We start from the raw sequence: 14,273 nt of genomic DNA, 5'->3' as shown, positions 1-14,273 counted from the left end.
ACAGGAAGCCACCGAAGTGACTTCCTGTTTGTCGATTTTTTATTACTCCTCGTCGGATTCATGGTCCCACTGGTCGTGAAGCTGTTGGTATTCCTTCGCTTCCTCATAGCGCCCGGCTTGCGTCAAAAGGGCAATCAGCCTGCGGATCTGATCCAAATCAAAACCGGACAACGATACATATTGCTTTAGCGCCTCAATAGCTGCTTCTGTTTTCCCCATCGAAAGATTCACATCTGCAGCTAATGGGTAAGCTGCCACATACTCCTCGTCAACCGCTTGCAGACTGCTGACCAATTCTGCTGCTTCATCCAGTCGTCCTACATGGAATGCCATCAGTGCACATCCGTAGAGTACTTCTGGCGAACGATCCATGACCAACGCCTGACGGAATACCTGGTAAGCCTGTTCGAATTGACCGCTTTGTGCGTACGAGCGCCCCTTTGTCAAAAGCATGGACAGACTTTCATCCCCGGCTTGTTCGAGGAGCTTCATTGCTTTCTCGTCTTCTCCAATGCGGAAATACAAGTTACCCAGTGCTGCCATAATATCTTGGTTGTCTGGCTCCTTCAGTCTTGCCTGCTCCAAATACTTGACCGCTACTTCATCTAAATCTTGGAGTGAATACAGATCCGCTAGCAACAAGTCAAGCTGGATGCTTTCAAAGCCAGATTCTTTACATTCATAGAGAAGATGTTGCGCCGTCTCAAAATCGCTGGAATCCAATGCAATCTCCGCTAGCAGCAGCTGGCATTCTCTTCGCAAAGAGGAATCCATTTGCGGATTTTTGGCCATGACATCTGTCAGCAATTGACTCGCCTCTTCCAAATGACCGAGTCGATACCAGACCTCTGCCAAATACATCATGACATCCGGCAAATCTTTTCCATGCTCCTGAACCTTTTGCAGAGCGGTCAAGCCCAACTCCACTTCATCGTTTTCGATCCGCTTGATCGCTTCGTCTATGACATACAGCCACTTTTTCGGCATATCTTTCACCTCATATGTATTTTGCGTGGCCTTGTTGCTCTACGCGTTTGTTGAACAACCACTCTAATAAAATAGCCACAAAAGACCGTCCGAAGACGGTCTTTTCTTTTACTCTTGATCATATACCATTATGCTCGCGTTAGCCAGCTCATTGTAAGAACAGTAATAAGGATTCCAAAAATACTAAGTACAATGCTGTAATTCGGTTTGGCTAAATCAGTAGAAGTCGGCTTCCCATCGAGCGGTACGATCGAAGCAGTAGCATGTTCCAGCGAATCTTCTTGCGACGTATATGCCTGAGCCTCTACCACATATGTACCGTCGTCTGTTTGCATGGAAGAAGAAATAACTTGCGCTTTAGGCGTGTTAATCTCCATAACTTCTCCGTTAATCACAAGCGAATTCGCATGCTCCGTGGTACTTGTATTCACATATAAAGTGAACGAAAAGACCATCAGCAACAAAACAGCAACACTCGCAGCCATACGTCGCATTCTCGCTGTCACACTGAAAATCTTTCTGCCAATTGGGATCGCCCACTGCTCTTCCGATAAAATACGGGCCATCACCGCGTCTACAATGGAACGAGATGGAGTTACAGAATGGTATTCTTCTTTATCCATTTCCATCCACTCACCACTGTCCGACCAAATCTCATAGTCGGAACGACAGGCATAGCATGCAGCCATATGGTGATCAACCCGGCGTTGGGTCACCTCAGGCAACAGATTTTCGGCGTATTCAGGCAGAATTTCCTGGACTTCTTCACATCTCATCATCGATTCATCCCTTCAGCTTCATCCAAATGAGGGTCCAGGATGTAGTTTTCCAACTGTCCACGAATACTTTGCCGCGCTCGAAACAGTAGAGACTTCACAGAGCTCACTGTTAAATCCAGAATTGTAGCGATTTCTGTGTAATCCATTTGTTCGTACTCGCGTAATATCAGTGCTGAGCGTTGCTTCTCTGGCAAGCTGTTGATTGCCAGTCTTACCATGCTCTCCCGTTCATTCCGGAGCAAAACTTGCTCAGGCAATGTCTTGGGAGATGCCATAGGCACTTGCAACGTATCATCCAGATACACGTCAGAATTGCGGCTCTTGCGCAATTCACTAAGTACGGAGTTGCGTGCAATCGTATAGAGCCAGGTGGAGAATGTAGCTTCTACATCTCGGAAAGAATGAATGCTCTTATACGCCTTGTAAAACGTCTCCTGACATATATCCTCCGCTATATGCTCTAAATGTGCCTGACGCAAAAGATGAGTGACAAATGAGAGGATCTTTTTTTCATATCGACGAATCAGTTCAGCATAGCATTCCAGATTACCTTCTTTAATCTCTCGGATAAGCTGGGAATCGGTCATGATCAGAGATTACCTCCTTGCGATTCCGATCCCTCAGCGGCCTTTTGCATAATTAGACTGCTGGGGATGTAAAAAGTTGCGCGACCTTACGATTCTTTTTCTCGTCTGTCTACTGGAAACCATTCACGAAAAAACCCCCAAACCGGGGTTATATGACATAAGCGTAGGGCTTCGTGTCGAATAAGCACTTACCCATACCAACCAAAGGGATAAATCGCATATTTCGATATATCCATTTACCGTTCGACATAACAGATGTTGGAAGATGCATTTCACTAAAATTGAGAATAGTGGAAAGATCATTCTTTGTCAACCAGTTTTCCTTTTTCAGGAAAACGATATCAGCGTCTGCGCCAGTTGTCAAGCTTCCTTTTCGCGGATACAGTCCAATTGCTTTTGCAACATTTGTCGAAGCGAGCCTGACTACCAAGCAAAGCAATTCTTCAGGCGTACACCAGCTCTTTCGTGTATCAATCCGCACATCGTGAATCGGAGACGCTACCTGCCAGCTCCCAAACCATTGACGATGCAATTGACGAAGACCTTGATCCGTCACTTCAGCCGGCAAACGAAAGATATGCAGGTATGGGTCATTTTCTTCAAAATGAAAGGCCGCTTGAGAATCTGTAATGACAGTACGAAATCGCCAATAACGAGTAGCTTGCATCCAAATCTGTCGAATGAGTTCCCGTTGTTCTTTTTTTAAAAACGGTTCGTCTTGCACCTGCATGTGCAGGATCGTATGTTTAGACGTATGAAGTTGCAAAAGCGTTTCCCATTTTATTGTGGAAATTTCTTCTGGATTTCGAATCGTGACATGAAACGAAGAATAGCCATGGTTCATCCAATCCGCTAAGCGGTCACCGTGAAGATCGGCGACATCGATTTCTACATGCCAAACATAATCCAACAAACTGTTGAAATGCTGGGTTTGTTGATATTGAATTTGCGGTCTGCTCATCCAACGCTCTGGCCGGAAGACGTCCACCAGGCTTGTACATCCGGAGCTGATGAGATTTCGCATGGCATCTATATAAACATCTACATCTTTGATTTTATACAACGAATGTGTCAGGAGTGCGACAAAACCGGGCAAAAGATACATTCCGCTAGCATCTATTTCTTCATATGAATCGTTGAAGGGGTTTTTCGTCAGGGTATCTTTAGCAATTCGAACAATTTTCCCATGACGGATCCAAATATCTGCCTCTTTCATTCCCCGTGCTGTGACAATCGTTCCCCCGCGTATGACCATCCCTTGCTCCAGCATAGCTCGTCCCCCTCCCACTTCTCTTGCACACACTACCCTTGTACGAGCATATGCACAAAAAGGGGAAAAAGTACTCATTTGATCCAAACCGCTTTTAAACAAAAAAAGACCGCCGTTGATGTAAGCGCATTCAAACGACGGTAGCACACACGTGCTTTCTTATATTGGATAGGAGTGGAGAGAAACCATACTGTAGTTTTATAATAAACGGAATGTAAGCGCTTGTCAAATCATTTTTGCTAAAATTCGGAACGCTTTGTCCTCCCACAAAAAAAGAAGCCTGCTACCCTATATAGGAACAGACTTCCTTCCATTCTTTTATTATTGGCTGATTTTCACAAGCAAGTCATGGAAGCCAGGGAACGATACATCAATCGCATCATCATTTTCGATTGTCGTCTCCCCCTTGGCAACGAGACCTGCGATCGCCATCGCCATGCCAATTCGGTGATCCCCCATGCTATCGATGACAGCCCCTGTCAATCCCGTCTTCCCTTCGATGATCATTCCGTCATCAGTAGGTGTCAGCCTAGCGCCGAATTTGGACAGTTGACTCACCACCGTGGCAATACGGTCCGTCTCTTTTACTTTTAGCTCTTCGGCATCACGGATTACGGTTTGTCCTTTGGCCTGCGTTGCCATGACCGCAATCACCGGAATTTCGTCAATCAAGCGTGGAATGATATCTCCGGCAATTTCAATACCGTGCAGCTCCGAATGCGTCACGAGGAGGTCTGCAACCGGCTCTTCATTTACGATTCGTTCATTCAAAAGCTCCAGGCTTCCCCCCATCGCCTTGACAACATCGATAATGCCCGTACGGCTTGGGTTGATTCCGACATTTTCAATGAGAAGAGAGCTGCCTGGTACGACCATTACAGCCGCAATCAAAAAAGCAGCGGAAGAAATGTCACCCGGAACAGAAATAGCACGGCCCTTCAGTTTTTGTCCGCCTTCGACTGAAACAGTCAAGCCATCACGCACGACTTGTACACCAAATGCTTGCAGCATACGCTCCGTATGATCGCGGGATAAGTGCGGTTCTGTTACACTCGTCACGCCTTTTGCCTGCAATCCTGCCAGCAAAATCGCTGACTTCACTTGTGCACTTGCAACTGGGGATTGATAAGCGATCCCTTGAAGCTCTCCGCCTCGAATAGATAACGGTGTGTATTCACCGTCTTTTCTTCCATCGATTTTGGCGCCCATTTGACGGAGTGGTCCGATCACACGACGCATTGGTCTTTTTGCGATGGACTCATCGCCTTCCATCACCACATGGAAAGGCTGTGTTGACATGATCCCTGCCATTAAGCGAATGGTCGTACCGGAGTTCCCTACATCCAGATGCTGAGATGGTTCCTGCAAGCCATACCAGCCTTTTCCTTGTACGGTTACGGCATCTCCTTGTTGTTCAATCTCGATCCCCATCCGACGAAAGCAGCTAATCGTGCTCAAGCAATCGGCACCCGGCAAAAAGCCTTCAATGGTTGTGGTGCCTTCTGCTAGAGCACCAAACATGACTGCACGATGGGAAATGGACTTATCTCCTGGCACGCGAACGGTACCTTTGATTTGTTTGGCTTGTTGTACGCGAAGCATTACTTCCACTCCTTTTCTCTCTCACGCTCTCCCAGATCACCAGTCGCACTGTGAAGCGTCTTCGTTGTAAAGTGTGTTTGCATAAAAAACTTATGTGCGCTTGTATACATTGTAATCGAAAAAGCGAAGAACTTCCTCTCCCTTTTCCAATTCTTGTTGCGAATGGAACGTAATGCGTAGCACCCCATAAATGTCTTCCCGTGTCTCTCTGATTTGGAGATTCGTGATGTTGATTTGTCTTGCTCCCAATAATGTCGTAATTCGTCCGATTTCACCCGGGTGGTCCGGGATATCGATATACAAATCGTTCAAAGGAGGCAATGCACCCGTTTTGCGCTCAGGCAAGCTGTCACGGAACTCTCGCGCTGTTTTGAAGAAATGCTCGATTCCTTCTGGATCTCCCTGTTCTACAAGGTGAACGACATCTTCCAATGCGTTTGCCCAATCTTTTGCGATTTTGAGGATCGGATCACGGTTTTGCAGCAAAATATCACGCCACATCTGAGGGTTACTCGATGCAATGCGCGTAATGTCACGGAAGCCACCAGCAGCAAGCGTTGCATGCCAAGCATTTTCCTCATCATACCCTGCTACCAGATTGACCAGAGCAGAAGCGAGAATGTGCGGGAAATGACTAACCGCACCCACGACCTGATCATGCGAATCCGCGTCCATTTGTACGATTTTTGCCCGAGTCAGTGCAAGTAGTTCAGACAATTGCTTTACTTTTTCTACAGGTGTTCCCGGCGCTGGTGTCAAAACATAATAGGCGTTTTCCATCAGACGATCAGAAGCAGCTTCCACGCCGGATTTATGCGAGCCGGCCATCGGATGTCCACCGATAAACGTAACATGATCGGGAATGACATCACCCGCTTGTCTCACAATACCTGCTTTTGTACTGCCAACATCTGTAATGATCACACCTGGTTGCAGCTCCATTTCCACTAACGAGCGAATGGTTGCAACGATTTGCTCTACAGGCGATGCGAGGAAAATGACATTTGCTTCTCGAACTGCGGTCTGCAAATCAGTTGTGCCAGCATGAATAACACCAAGAGTCAGTGCTTTATCCAAACAATCTTGACGTAAATCGTAACCGACTACCCGAATATTGGGATCGCGTCGCATCGACAGCGCGATTGAGCCGCCGATCAACCCGACGCCGATTACAGTAATAGTGGTTTTTTTCATCTCCACTCTCTATCCTTCCTATATCTCTCTTAGACAAAGATGCCGAGGCATGCCCGGCATCTTCGTCCTTTTATTTCAATGCTCCAGTGACGATTTCTTTTAAGACAGAAAGAATCTTATCATTTTGCTCTTTGGTCCCGATGGTAATACGTTGAAAACCCGGGAAGCCTAGCGCATTTCCAGAGCGAACGATGATGCCTTGAGAGAGCAGCTTTTTGAATACTTCATCAGAATCCTTTTTCAAATCAACCAAGATAAAGTTGGTCTGGGATGGATAGTAGGAAAGTCCCCACTCGTCAAAGGAATCGGTAAATTGCTTCATGCCTTCACGGTTACGATCGCGGCATGCTTTCACAAATTCCTGATCTTGTAACGCCGCACGTGCTGCTACTTGGCCAAGTGTGCCTGTATTGAACGGCTCACGCACATGCTCCAGAGAGGAAATGAGCTCTTCTGACGCGATCCCGTAGCCGATACGAAGAGCAGCCAGACCGTAGATTTTGGAGAACGTACGCAAAATAATCAGGTTCGGATACTCAGCGAGCATCGGGACTGTTTGCGGATATTCTGGATCCACTACATACTCGTAGTAAGCCTCATCCAAAACGACCAGTACATCTTTTGGAGTCTTTTTCAGAAAAGCTTCCAACTCGGATGCTGTTACAATCGTCCCTGACGGATTGTTCGGGTTACATACCCATACGACCTTCGTTTGTTCGTTGATGGCAGCCGCCATCGCTTCGAGATCGTGAACGCCATCTTTCAACGGCACCTCAATCAAGTCTGCTCCTTCAATAATCCCATTTGAGCGATATTGCGAGAACGTTTGCGTCGCCATGACTGCGTTTGTTCCTTCGCTCAAAAAAGCACGAGAGATCATCAACAGAATTTCATCAGACCCGTTGCCAAAAAACAATTGGCCTGGTTTGACTCCGAGGAAGTCAGCAAGATCCCAGCGCAGATTAAGGCTTGCACCGTCTGGATACAGGGCCAAATTGTCCAACTGTTCCGAAATGGCAGCTTTCGCCTTCGGTGAGGAACCAAAAGGATTTTCGTTGGACGCCAGCTTGATGACTTCGGTCAAACCATATTCGCGTTTCACGTCATCAATGGGCTTGCCAGGTTGATATACCGGGGCATTGAGTATGCGTTGTTTCGGTTGCATCCACGTTCACTCCAGTCACATTTTTCCCACTATTGTAGCGCACTGGCTAACTGATGTACAAAGGTTTTTATTTTTTCTACAGCTTCTGGCATCTGTTTGGGGTCTTTCAACTGCTCAGCATGCTTCTCGATTTGCTGTACAATGGCACTCCCCACGATGATACCATCCGTATGGGGTGCTACTGCTCGTACCTGATCCGGCGTGGATATTCCGAAGCCTACCGCAGTAGGTACCGATGTGCTGGCCTTTACTCGTTCGAGAAAATCTGCCAAATCCTCGCGCAGGTCAGCACGGGCACCCGTCACACCGAGCGACGATACACAATAAAGGAATCCGGTTGCTTGCGCGCCGATCGTATTGATTCTGGAACTGGAAGTTGGTGCTACGAGCGAAATGACATGAATGCCATGCTGTTTTGCTGAAGTTACTGCTGGGCCGTTTTCCTCAATCGGCAAATCTGGAATGACAACTCCGTCCGCACCATAGGCAGCAAGATCGGCAAAAAAGCGCTCGATACCATATTGCAAAACCGGATTGAAGTAGGTGAACAGGACGATGGAAGCCTCCATACCTGATTCGCGGAGCCTTTTGACCAATTGCAAAGCATCCCTGATCGTCACGCCATTTTTCAGTGCGCGCTCTGAAGCCCGTTGTATCGTTGGGCCATCTGCCAAAGGATCAGAGTAAGGGACGCCGAGCTCGATGAGATCTGCTCCTGCTTCAACCATCGCTTTTACGAGATGAAAGGTCGCTTCTATCGACGGATCGCCTACCGTTAGAAACGGGATGAATCGTTTGCGATCACGATCCGCGAATAATTGATCGATTCTGTTAAGGGCTGTCGCCATGATTACTCTCCCCCTTCTGCTGTCAGCGCTTCTTGAATAGTAAGTACGTCCTTGTCGCCTCGACCGGACAAACAGATTACCAATATTTTGTCTGAAGACATCTCTTTCGCACGTTTGATCGCTTCAGCTATCGCATGTGCGCTCTCCAACGCTGGAATGATGCCTTCCGTTTGGCAAAGCACTTGCACTGCCTCGAGTGCTTCCGCATCTGTTACCGATGTATAGGTCACTCTTCCGCTGTCTTTGAGATAGGCGTGCTCAGGTCCTACTCCTGGATAATCTAAGCCAGCCGAAATCGAATGCGCTTCTTGTACTTGTCCGCCTTCATCCTGCAACAAGTAGGTTAAGGAACCGTGGATAACTCCCGGGCGTCCAAGTGTAAGTGTTGCCGCATGCTTTTCGGTATCGATTCCTTTTCCTGCCGCTTCTACTCCTCTGAGCGCGACAGACTCATCCTGAATGAACGGATAGAACATGCCAATCGCATTACTGCCTCCACCGACGCAAGCAACGACTTCGTCTGGCAGCCTTCTGAGCATTTGCAGCACTTGACTGCGCGTCTCTTCTCCGATAATTTTTTGGAATTCGCGAACCATGTACGGGTATGGATGTGGGCCAACCACAGATCCAATGACATAAAACGTTTCATCGACATGGGAAACCCAATGGCGAATCGCTTCGTTTGTCGCATCCTTAAGTGTACGAGAGCCGGATACCGCAGGAATGACTTCGGCACCAAGCAGCTTCATCCGAAAAACATTCAACGACTGGCGACGAATATCTTCTTCCCCCATGAACACCTTGCAAGAGAGTCCGAGCTTTGCCGCCACGGTTGCACTTGCTACTCCGTGCTGACCAGCGCCCGTTTCGGCAATAATTGATTTTTTGCCCATCCGTTTGGCAAGCAATGCTTGGCCCAAAGCATTGTTTAATTTATGTGCGCCCGTATGGTTGAGATCCTCTCGTTTCAAATAGATTTGGGCACCGCCGACCGCATTCGTCAAGCGCTCTGCATAGGTGAGCGGGGTTGGGCGTCCAGCATACTCGCTGAGCAGTCCATTCAACTCCTGAACAAATGCCGGGTCACGCCGTGCTTCTTCAAAAGCGATCTCGAGCTCCGTCACCGCATTCATCAAGGTTTCTGGAATAAATTTGCCTCCGAAGGCACCAAATCGCCCGTTTTCGTCAGGCACGATTCGCGTAGTTGTTTGAATGTTGTCCATGCGCCTTCACCCTCTCCACCAATGTTTTTATTTTCTCAGCGTCTTTTTCGCCATCCGTCTCTACGCCACTGGACACATCGACAATCTCTGCTTGATACTGTCCGATTAATTCTCCGACATTCTCCGCATGAATCCCGCCAGCGATGATGCAGTCTGCTTCCTCGCATGCTGCTTGCAATGCAGGAATTTGCTCCCACGAAAACTTTTTCCCTGTGCCACCTGCTTGACTAGGGTCATACGTATCAAATAAAAAGCCACTGACAATGCCTCGATAAGATTGAATTGCTTGCACAGCATCGGCTTTTCCGCCCACGGCCAACGCCTTCCACACCGGAATAGCGAACCGCTCCCGAACTTGCTGGCAAAATTGTGGCGTCTCCTGTCCATGTAATTGGATTACAGATAACGGCGCTTCACTTAGCACCTCCTCCAGCTCTTCCATCGTCGGATTAACGAATACACCAACAGCAGGAGGATGGCCCGGAACGGCGGCAAGCAATTGTCCAGCAGTCTTGGCATCGACTTGTCGCTTACTTGGGGCAAAAACAAGACCCACATAATCGACTTCCGGTGCTTTTAACAGGGCAAGTGTTTCCGCTCGCTTGATCCCACATATTTTCAAACGAGTCATACACTCACCCCCGGTGCCACATCTCCCACGAGATCAATAACTGCGCGCTCTACATCTGTTTGGCGCATGAAATGCTCTCCGACCAGTACAGCCCGGGCACCTGCACCTCGTACATTCTCAATATCCGCTGGTGTCGAAATCCCACTTTCGCTCACGATCGTCAATGACGCAGGCAGTTCCGCAATCAAGTCATGCGTAACGGCAAGGTCAGTTTGAAACGTATTTAAGTTTCGATTGTTGATCCCGAGCAATTTCGGTTCCATTGCTTGAAAAACAAGCTCGCATTCGCGTTTGTCATGCACCTCGACCAGTACATCCATGCCCAGCTCCTCGGCAGTTTGGTTTAGGTGGCGAAGCGTTTCCCGATCGAGGATGGCACCAATGAGCAACACACAATCAGCGCCTGCTGCTCTTGCTTCCACGACTTGAATTTCATCCAGCAGAAAGTCTTTTCTGAGTAACGGACGTTCAACTGCCTCATGAATTTGCCGTAGATAGCTCAAACTCCCTTGAAAAAAGGATTCATCTGTCAAAACAGACAAACATTCTGCGCGAGCGGCCTGATAAGACTTTGCGATAGTCACTGCTTGGAAATCAGGGCGGATTAACCCTTTTGACGGGGATGCTTTTTTCACTTCGGCAATCACGCTAACAGGCCGTACACTCGTCTCCAATGCCCGACGAAATCCGCGTGGACGTTGGACTTCCTTCGTTGCATAAAGCAATGCTGAAACTGTTGTATCTGCATAAAGACGTGCGATCTCTTCACGTTTCTTTTCTACGATTTTACGAAGCATGAATCATACCTCCTGCGATGTGACGAACGTGCTCCAGCTTGCGCATGACCAGTCCGCCGTCGATCAGTTCTGCTGCACGTATAACCCCAGTTTCAATCGAACTAGCCCGATCTGCGAGGTAAAGGATCGCTCCCGCATTCAGCAAAACGATGTCGCGCGCTGCCCCACGCGCTCCGGAAAACACGTCGTGAATGATCTTGGCATTCTCACTGGCATCACCGCCGCGCAAAGCATCCTTCTCATGTCTGCGCAGACCGAACTGCTCTGGTTCGATTTCATATGTTTGAATACGCCCATCCCGCAACTCGGCAATATGGCTCGTTCCCGTGACGGTCAATTCATCCAAACCATCCGAGCCTGCTACAACGAGCGCTCTTTTCACATCGAGCTCGTGTAAGACTGCGGCTACATTCGGAAGCAGTTTAGCATCATAGACGCCCATCAACTGGTGGCTGGCACCTGCTGGATTCGTCAATGGTCCCAGCAAATTAAACACTGTGCGAATCGCCAACTCTTTTCGCGGACCAGCCGCATGCTTCATCGCTTGGTGATAAAGGGGAGCGAACAAGAAGCAGAGATTGGTCGCGCGCAGGCAATCTGCGGCGTCCTTTGGAGATAAATTGACGGGCACTCCCAACGCTTCCAACACATCAGCACTGCCGCTTTTGCTGGAAACCGCACGATTCCCGTGCTTGGCGATGCGTACACCGTCAGCTGCTGCGACAACAGCACTCGCCGTCGAAATGTTAAAAGTATGACTTCCGTCTCCACCTGTTCCGCAAGTGTCTACCAGACCTGGCAGATCGATGGGAAAACTTATCGCCCGCGCTCTCATGGCTTTGGCAAAACCGATAATCTCTTCCACCTGCTCGCCTTTCAAACGAAGACTCGCTAAAAATGCACCAATCTGAGCTGGAGTTGCCTTTCCGTCCATAATCTCGCCCATAGCCTCTTCTGCAACCGTTCTTGTTAAGTGCTTCCCAAGCAGAATTTGTTCCAGCGCGTACGTTAGCATGACAGCTCCACCTTTCTGACAAACATCTGTTCCGCTTTTTCTAACGCAGAGAGCATTGCTGCTGCTTTGTTCACCGTCTCTTGGTATTCACTCGCAGGGACCGAGTCTGCTACGATGCCTGCACCTGCCTGTACATGTGCGTAACCATCCTGAAAGAACAACGTACGAATCGTGATGCAGCTATCGATCGAACCATCAAACGAAATGTAGCCGATTGCTCCCGCATACAGATGGCGTGCGTCAGGCTCGAGCTCTGCAATAATTTCCATCGCCCGCAGTTTGGGAGAACCAGATACTGTCCCAGCCGGAAAAGCACTCAGCAATGCATCGAAAGCGTGCAGTCCCTCCCGAAGCTTGCCAGTCACATGCGAAACCATATGCATCACATGGGAGTAGTTTTCAATAACCAATGCTTCCTCCACTTTCACGCTTCCGTAAGCAGAGACCTTTCCAACATCGTTGCGCCCCAGATCCAGCAGCATGTAGTGCTCGGCTCGCTCTTTTTTATCAGCCAAAAGATCAGCCGCCAATGCAGCATCTTCTTGTGGAGTCGCCCCTCTTTTTCGCGTTCCTGCAATCGGTCGCATCTCTACTTTTTCATCCTCTACACGCACGAGCAGTTCTGGTGAAGTCCCGACGACTGTCTCACCCTCGTATTCGAGATAGTACATGTATGGGGAGGGATTCAATGTACGCAGCAATCGATACACCGCAAAAGGATCGACATCTGTCTTTACAGAAAAACGTTGGGACAACACGACTTGAAAAATATCACCGGCCGCAATGTATTCTTTCGCCTGCACGACTAGTTGCTCGTATTGCTCACGCGTCATATTTGGCTGTACGGTCAATGGCGCTGGTGTATCAGCCGCTACTTGAATGCGTTGATCCATTTCAAGCGGAGCCGAAACCTTGGTAGCCAGCTCCTCGATTCGTTCGCAGACTTGTTTGTATTTTTCGCCAATAGTATCCGCAGTGTCTCCTGGTTCTACATGGAGGTTCACAATTAATTGTATTTCCTGCTTCAAATGATCAAATGCGATCATCTCATCGACGAACAAAAAGCGCATATCCGGCACTCGTACAGCTTCCTTGCGATGTGCTGGTAAATTTTCGAAGTAACGCAGCGTGTTGTAGCCAAAAAAACCTACCGCACCACCACTTAGACGAGGCAGCCCGGGCAGCTTCGGGCTTTTGTAGCGATCGGTTTCTTCACGCAAAAAGGAGACGGGATTTCCTGTCTGGACAAGCTTTTCGCCAGTACGATAGGAAATCGTGATTTCTTCTCCTTTTGCTTCTACGATTTGAAAAGGATTCATGCCAATGAACGAAAAACGCGCCCAACGCGCACCACCTTCTACACTCTCCAGCAAAAAGGAATCACTCGTGCGAATCTTCTGATACAGACGAATCGGTGTCTCTTGATCCGCCAACAGTTTCAAGCTTACAGGGATAAGGGAATACGACGCCGAGAGTGTCTTGACCTCGGCAAGGGAAGGGAAATACATGGACTCTCATCTCCTCAATTCGTGGGAGAGAAAAGGGAATGAGACATCCACCTTTTCTACACCCGCTTCTAGAGCGAGAGGTAGGGGGAGAAATTTTTGTATACAAAAAAATCCAGACAAAGAGACCTGGATTGGGTGTCAATATGTACCCAGCCTTCTCTTCTCTCCTCAACCTAACTCATCTCAACTCTGCTCAACTCATTCTCTGCTCTCAGCCGGCTTTTGCTTATTACCGGAAAAACGAGGCGCTCTCGTTTCACTTATGGTAAAAGAGAGCACCCTAATTTGTCAACCGCGATTTGTCAAATCTGGGCGTAGCTTGACTGCTTCACGCAAAAAGACGTGATGAATGTCTTTTGCTGTCTTGTCTGTATTCACATGCATCATGACACGAATACAAAGCGGCAAGCCACCCGGTACCGGGATTTCTCTTGCGCACATGAGCGGTACATATTGCCAAGCCTCTCCTTCAAGCAGGCGGGCCGCTTGAGCGGGGAAGGTCGCACAGAGGTCCTCTGTCGTCGTGATAATAATGCTGCCAATGTCTTCCGGGTTTACTTCATTGCGGCTTACCATTTCTTCCAACAACCATTTTGTAGAGGAGACAATCTCTTCACGCGTATCGGCTTCCACCGTAACCGCGCCTCTGATTCCTCTCATTCCCATC

The 14,273-nt window shown here is 48.4% G+C and carries 14 protein-coding genes; all 14 read right to left on the bottom strand.

Translation table 11 applies throughout. The features are described 5' to 3' along the window. Nucleotides 1-42: 42 nt before the first annotated feature. Nucleotides 43-987, bottom strand: a complete 945-nt coding sequence (locus tag C7R91_RS14540) for a tetratricopeptide repeat protein (RefSeq protein WP_047069004.1) — start codon at nucleotides 985-987, stop codon at nucleotides 43-45. Between the two features lie 128 nt (nucleotides 988-1,115). Next, nucleotides 1,116-1,766 (bottom strand): zf-HC2 domain-containing protein, encoded by a 651-nt coding sequence (locus C7R91_RS14535; RefSeq protein ID WP_047069003.1) that lies wholly within the window; start codon nucleotides 1,764-1,766, stop codon nucleotides 1,116-1,118. Beyond that, nucleotides 1,763-2,353 carry an RNA polymerase sigma factor gene (locus C7R91_RS14530; protein WP_007716581.1) on the bottom strand — a complete coding sequence of 197 codons (591 nt, stop codon included), beginning with the start codon at nucleotides 2,351-2,353 and terminating at the stop codon, nucleotides 1,763-1,765. Before C7R91_RS14530 ends, C7R91_RS14535 begins: the two co-directional genes overlap by 4 nt. A gap of 148 nt (nucleotides 2,354-2,501) precedes the next feature. Then, nucleotides 2,502-3,623, bottom strand: a complete 1,122-nt coding sequence (locus C7R91_RS14525) for an amidohydrolase family protein (protein ID WP_047069001.1) — start codon at nucleotides 3,621-3,623, stop codon at nucleotides 2,502-2,504. A 321-nt stretch (nucleotides 3,624-3,944) separates the two neighbouring features. After that, nucleotides 3,945-5,225: a 3-phosphoshikimate 1-carboxyvinyltransferase gene (aroA, locus tag C7R91_RS14520; RefSeq protein WP_047069000.1), complete on the bottom strand. Its 1,281-nt coding sequence runs from the start codon at nucleotides 5,223-5,225 to the stop codon at nucleotides 3,945-3,947. A 90-nt stretch (nucleotides 5,226-5,315) separates the two neighbouring features. Next, the gene (locus C7R91_RS14515; protein WP_047069485.1) at nucleotides 5,316-6,419 is read right to left on the bottom strand and encodes a prephenate dehydrogenase; all 1,104 of its coding nucleotides are present in this window, start codon (nucleotides 6,417-6,419) and stop codon (nucleotides 5,316-5,318) included. 70 nt (nucleotides 6,420-6,489) lie between these two features. Next, complete coding sequence (hisC, locus tag C7R91_RS14510) at nucleotides 6,490-7,584, bottom strand: histidinol-phosphate transaminase (RefSeq protein ID WP_047068998.1); 1,095 nt, start codon at nucleotides 7,582-7,584, stop codon at nucleotides 6,490-6,492. A 29-nt stretch (nucleotides 7,585-7,613) separates the two neighbouring features. Continuing rightward, entirely contained in the window at nucleotides 7,614-8,432 is an 819-nt protein-coding gene (gene trpA, locus C7R91_RS14505; protein WP_047068997.1) for a tryptophan synthase subunit alpha, read from the bottom strand. Between the two features lie 2 nt (nucleotides 8,433-8,434). Continuing rightward, the gene (trpB, locus tag C7R91_RS14500) at nucleotides 8,435-9,655 is read right to left on the bottom strand and encodes a tryptophan synthase subunit beta (RefSeq protein ID WP_047068996.1); all 1,221 of its coding nucleotides are present in this window, start codon (nucleotides 9,653-9,655) and stop codon (nucleotides 8,435-8,437) included. Continuing rightward, nucleotides 9,618-10,286 carry a phosphoribosylanthranilate isomerase gene (locus tag C7R91_RS14495; RefSeq protein ID WP_047068995.1) on the bottom strand — a complete coding sequence of 223 codons (669 nt, stop codon included), beginning with the start codon at nucleotides 10,284-10,286 and terminating at the stop codon, nucleotides 9,618-9,620. The genes trpB and C7R91_RS14495 overlap by 38 nt, the downstream gene beginning before the upstream one ends. Next, nucleotides 10,283-11,083, bottom strand: a complete 801-nt coding sequence (gene trpC, locus C7R91_RS14490) for an indole-3-glycerol phosphate synthase TrpC (protein ID WP_047068994.1) — start codon at nucleotides 11,081-11,083, stop codon at nucleotides 10,283-10,285. Before trpC ends, C7R91_RS14495 begins: the two co-directional genes overlap by 4 nt. Next, nucleotides 11,073-12,098 (bottom strand): anthranilate phosphoribosyltransferase, encoded by a 1,026-nt coding sequence (gene trpD / locus C7R91_RS14485; protein WP_047068993.1) that lies wholly within the window; start codon nucleotides 12,096-12,098, stop codon nucleotides 11,073-11,075. The genes trpC and trpD overlap by 11 nt, the downstream gene beginning before the upstream one ends. After that, complete coding sequence (trpE, locus tag C7R91_RS14480; protein WP_047068992.1) at nucleotides 12,092-13,606, bottom strand: anthranilate synthase component I; 1,515 nt, start codon at nucleotides 13,604-13,606, stop codon at nucleotides 12,092-12,094. The genes trpD and trpE overlap by 7 nt, the downstream gene beginning before the upstream one ends. Nucleotides 13,607-13,894: 288 nt before the next feature. Next, entirely contained in the window at nucleotides 13,895-14,272 is a 378-nt protein-coding gene (aroH, locus tag C7R91_RS14470) for a chorismate mutase (RefSeq protein ID WP_047068990.1), read from the bottom strand. Between the last annotated feature and the right edge of the window lies 1 nt (nucleotide 14,273).

Origin of the sequence: Brevibacillus formosus (assembly GCF_003013405.1) — a bacterium.
Classification (GTDB): domain Bacteria; phylum Bacillota; class Bacilli; order Brevibacillales; family Brevibacillaceae; genus Brevibacillus; species Brevibacillus formosus.
This window is presented reverse-complemented; position numbering and strand designations above follow the sequence as displayed.

What these genes read in the sequence shown, in the direction of transcription:
- trpA (WP_047068997.1), bottom strand. Translation starts at nt 8,432, where the DNA reads ATGGCGACAGCCCTTAACAGAATCGATCAATTATTCGCGGATCGTGAT.
- aroA (WP_047069000.1), bottom strand. Translation starts at nt 5,225, where the DNA reads ATGCTTCGCGTACAACAAGCCAAACAAATCAAAGGTACCGTTCGCGTG.
- hisC (WP_047068998.1), bottom strand. Translation starts at nt 7,584, where the DNA reads ATGCAACCGAAACAACGCATACTCAATGCCCCGGTATATCAACCTGGC.
- C7R91_RS14540 (WP_047069004.1), bottom strand. Translation starts at nt 987, where the DNA reads ATGCCGAAAAAGTGGCTGTATGTCATAGACGAAGCGATCAAGCGGATC.
- C7R91_RS14515 (WP_047069485.1), bottom strand. Translation starts at nt 6,419, where the DNA reads ATGAAAAAAACCACTATTACTGTAATCGGCGTCGGGTTGATCGGCGGC.
- trpB (WP_047068996.1), bottom strand. Translation starts at nt 9,655, where the DNA reads ATGGACAACATTCAAACAACTACGCGAATCGTGCCTGACGAAAACGGG.
- trpC (WP_047068994.1), bottom strand. Translation starts at nt 11,083, where the DNA reads ATGCTTCGTAAAATCGTAGAAAAGAAACGTGAAGAGATCGCACGTCTT.
- C7R91_RS14535 (WP_047069003.1), bottom strand. Translation starts at nt 1,766, where the DNA reads ATGATGAGATGTGAAGAAGTCCAGGAAATTCTGCCTGAATACGCCGAA.
- trpD (WP_047068993.1), bottom strand. Translation starts at nt 12,098, where the DNA reads ATGCTAACGTACGCGCTGGAACAAATTCTGCTTGGGAAGCACTTAACA.
- C7R91_RS14530 (WP_007716581.1), bottom strand. Translation starts at nt 2,353, where the DNA reads ATGACCGATTCCCAGCTTATCCGAGAGATTAAAGAAGGTAATCTGGAA.
- C7R91_RS14525 (WP_047069001.1), bottom strand. Translation starts at nt 3,623, where the DNA reads ATGCTGGAGCAAGGGATGGTCATACGCGGGGGAACGATTGTCACAGCA.
- aroH (WP_047068990.1), bottom strand. Translation starts at nt 14,272, where the DNA reads ATGGGAATGAGAGGAATCAGAGGCGCGGTTACGGTGGAAGCCGATACG.
- C7R91_RS14495 (WP_047068995.1), bottom strand. Translation starts at nt 10,286, where the DNA reads ATGACTCGTTTGAAAATATGTGGGATCAAGCGAGCGGAAACACTTGCC.
- trpE (WP_047068992.1), bottom strand. Translation starts at nt 13,606, where the DNA reads ATGTATTTCCCTTCCCTTGCCGAGGTCAAGACACTCTCGGCGTCGTAT.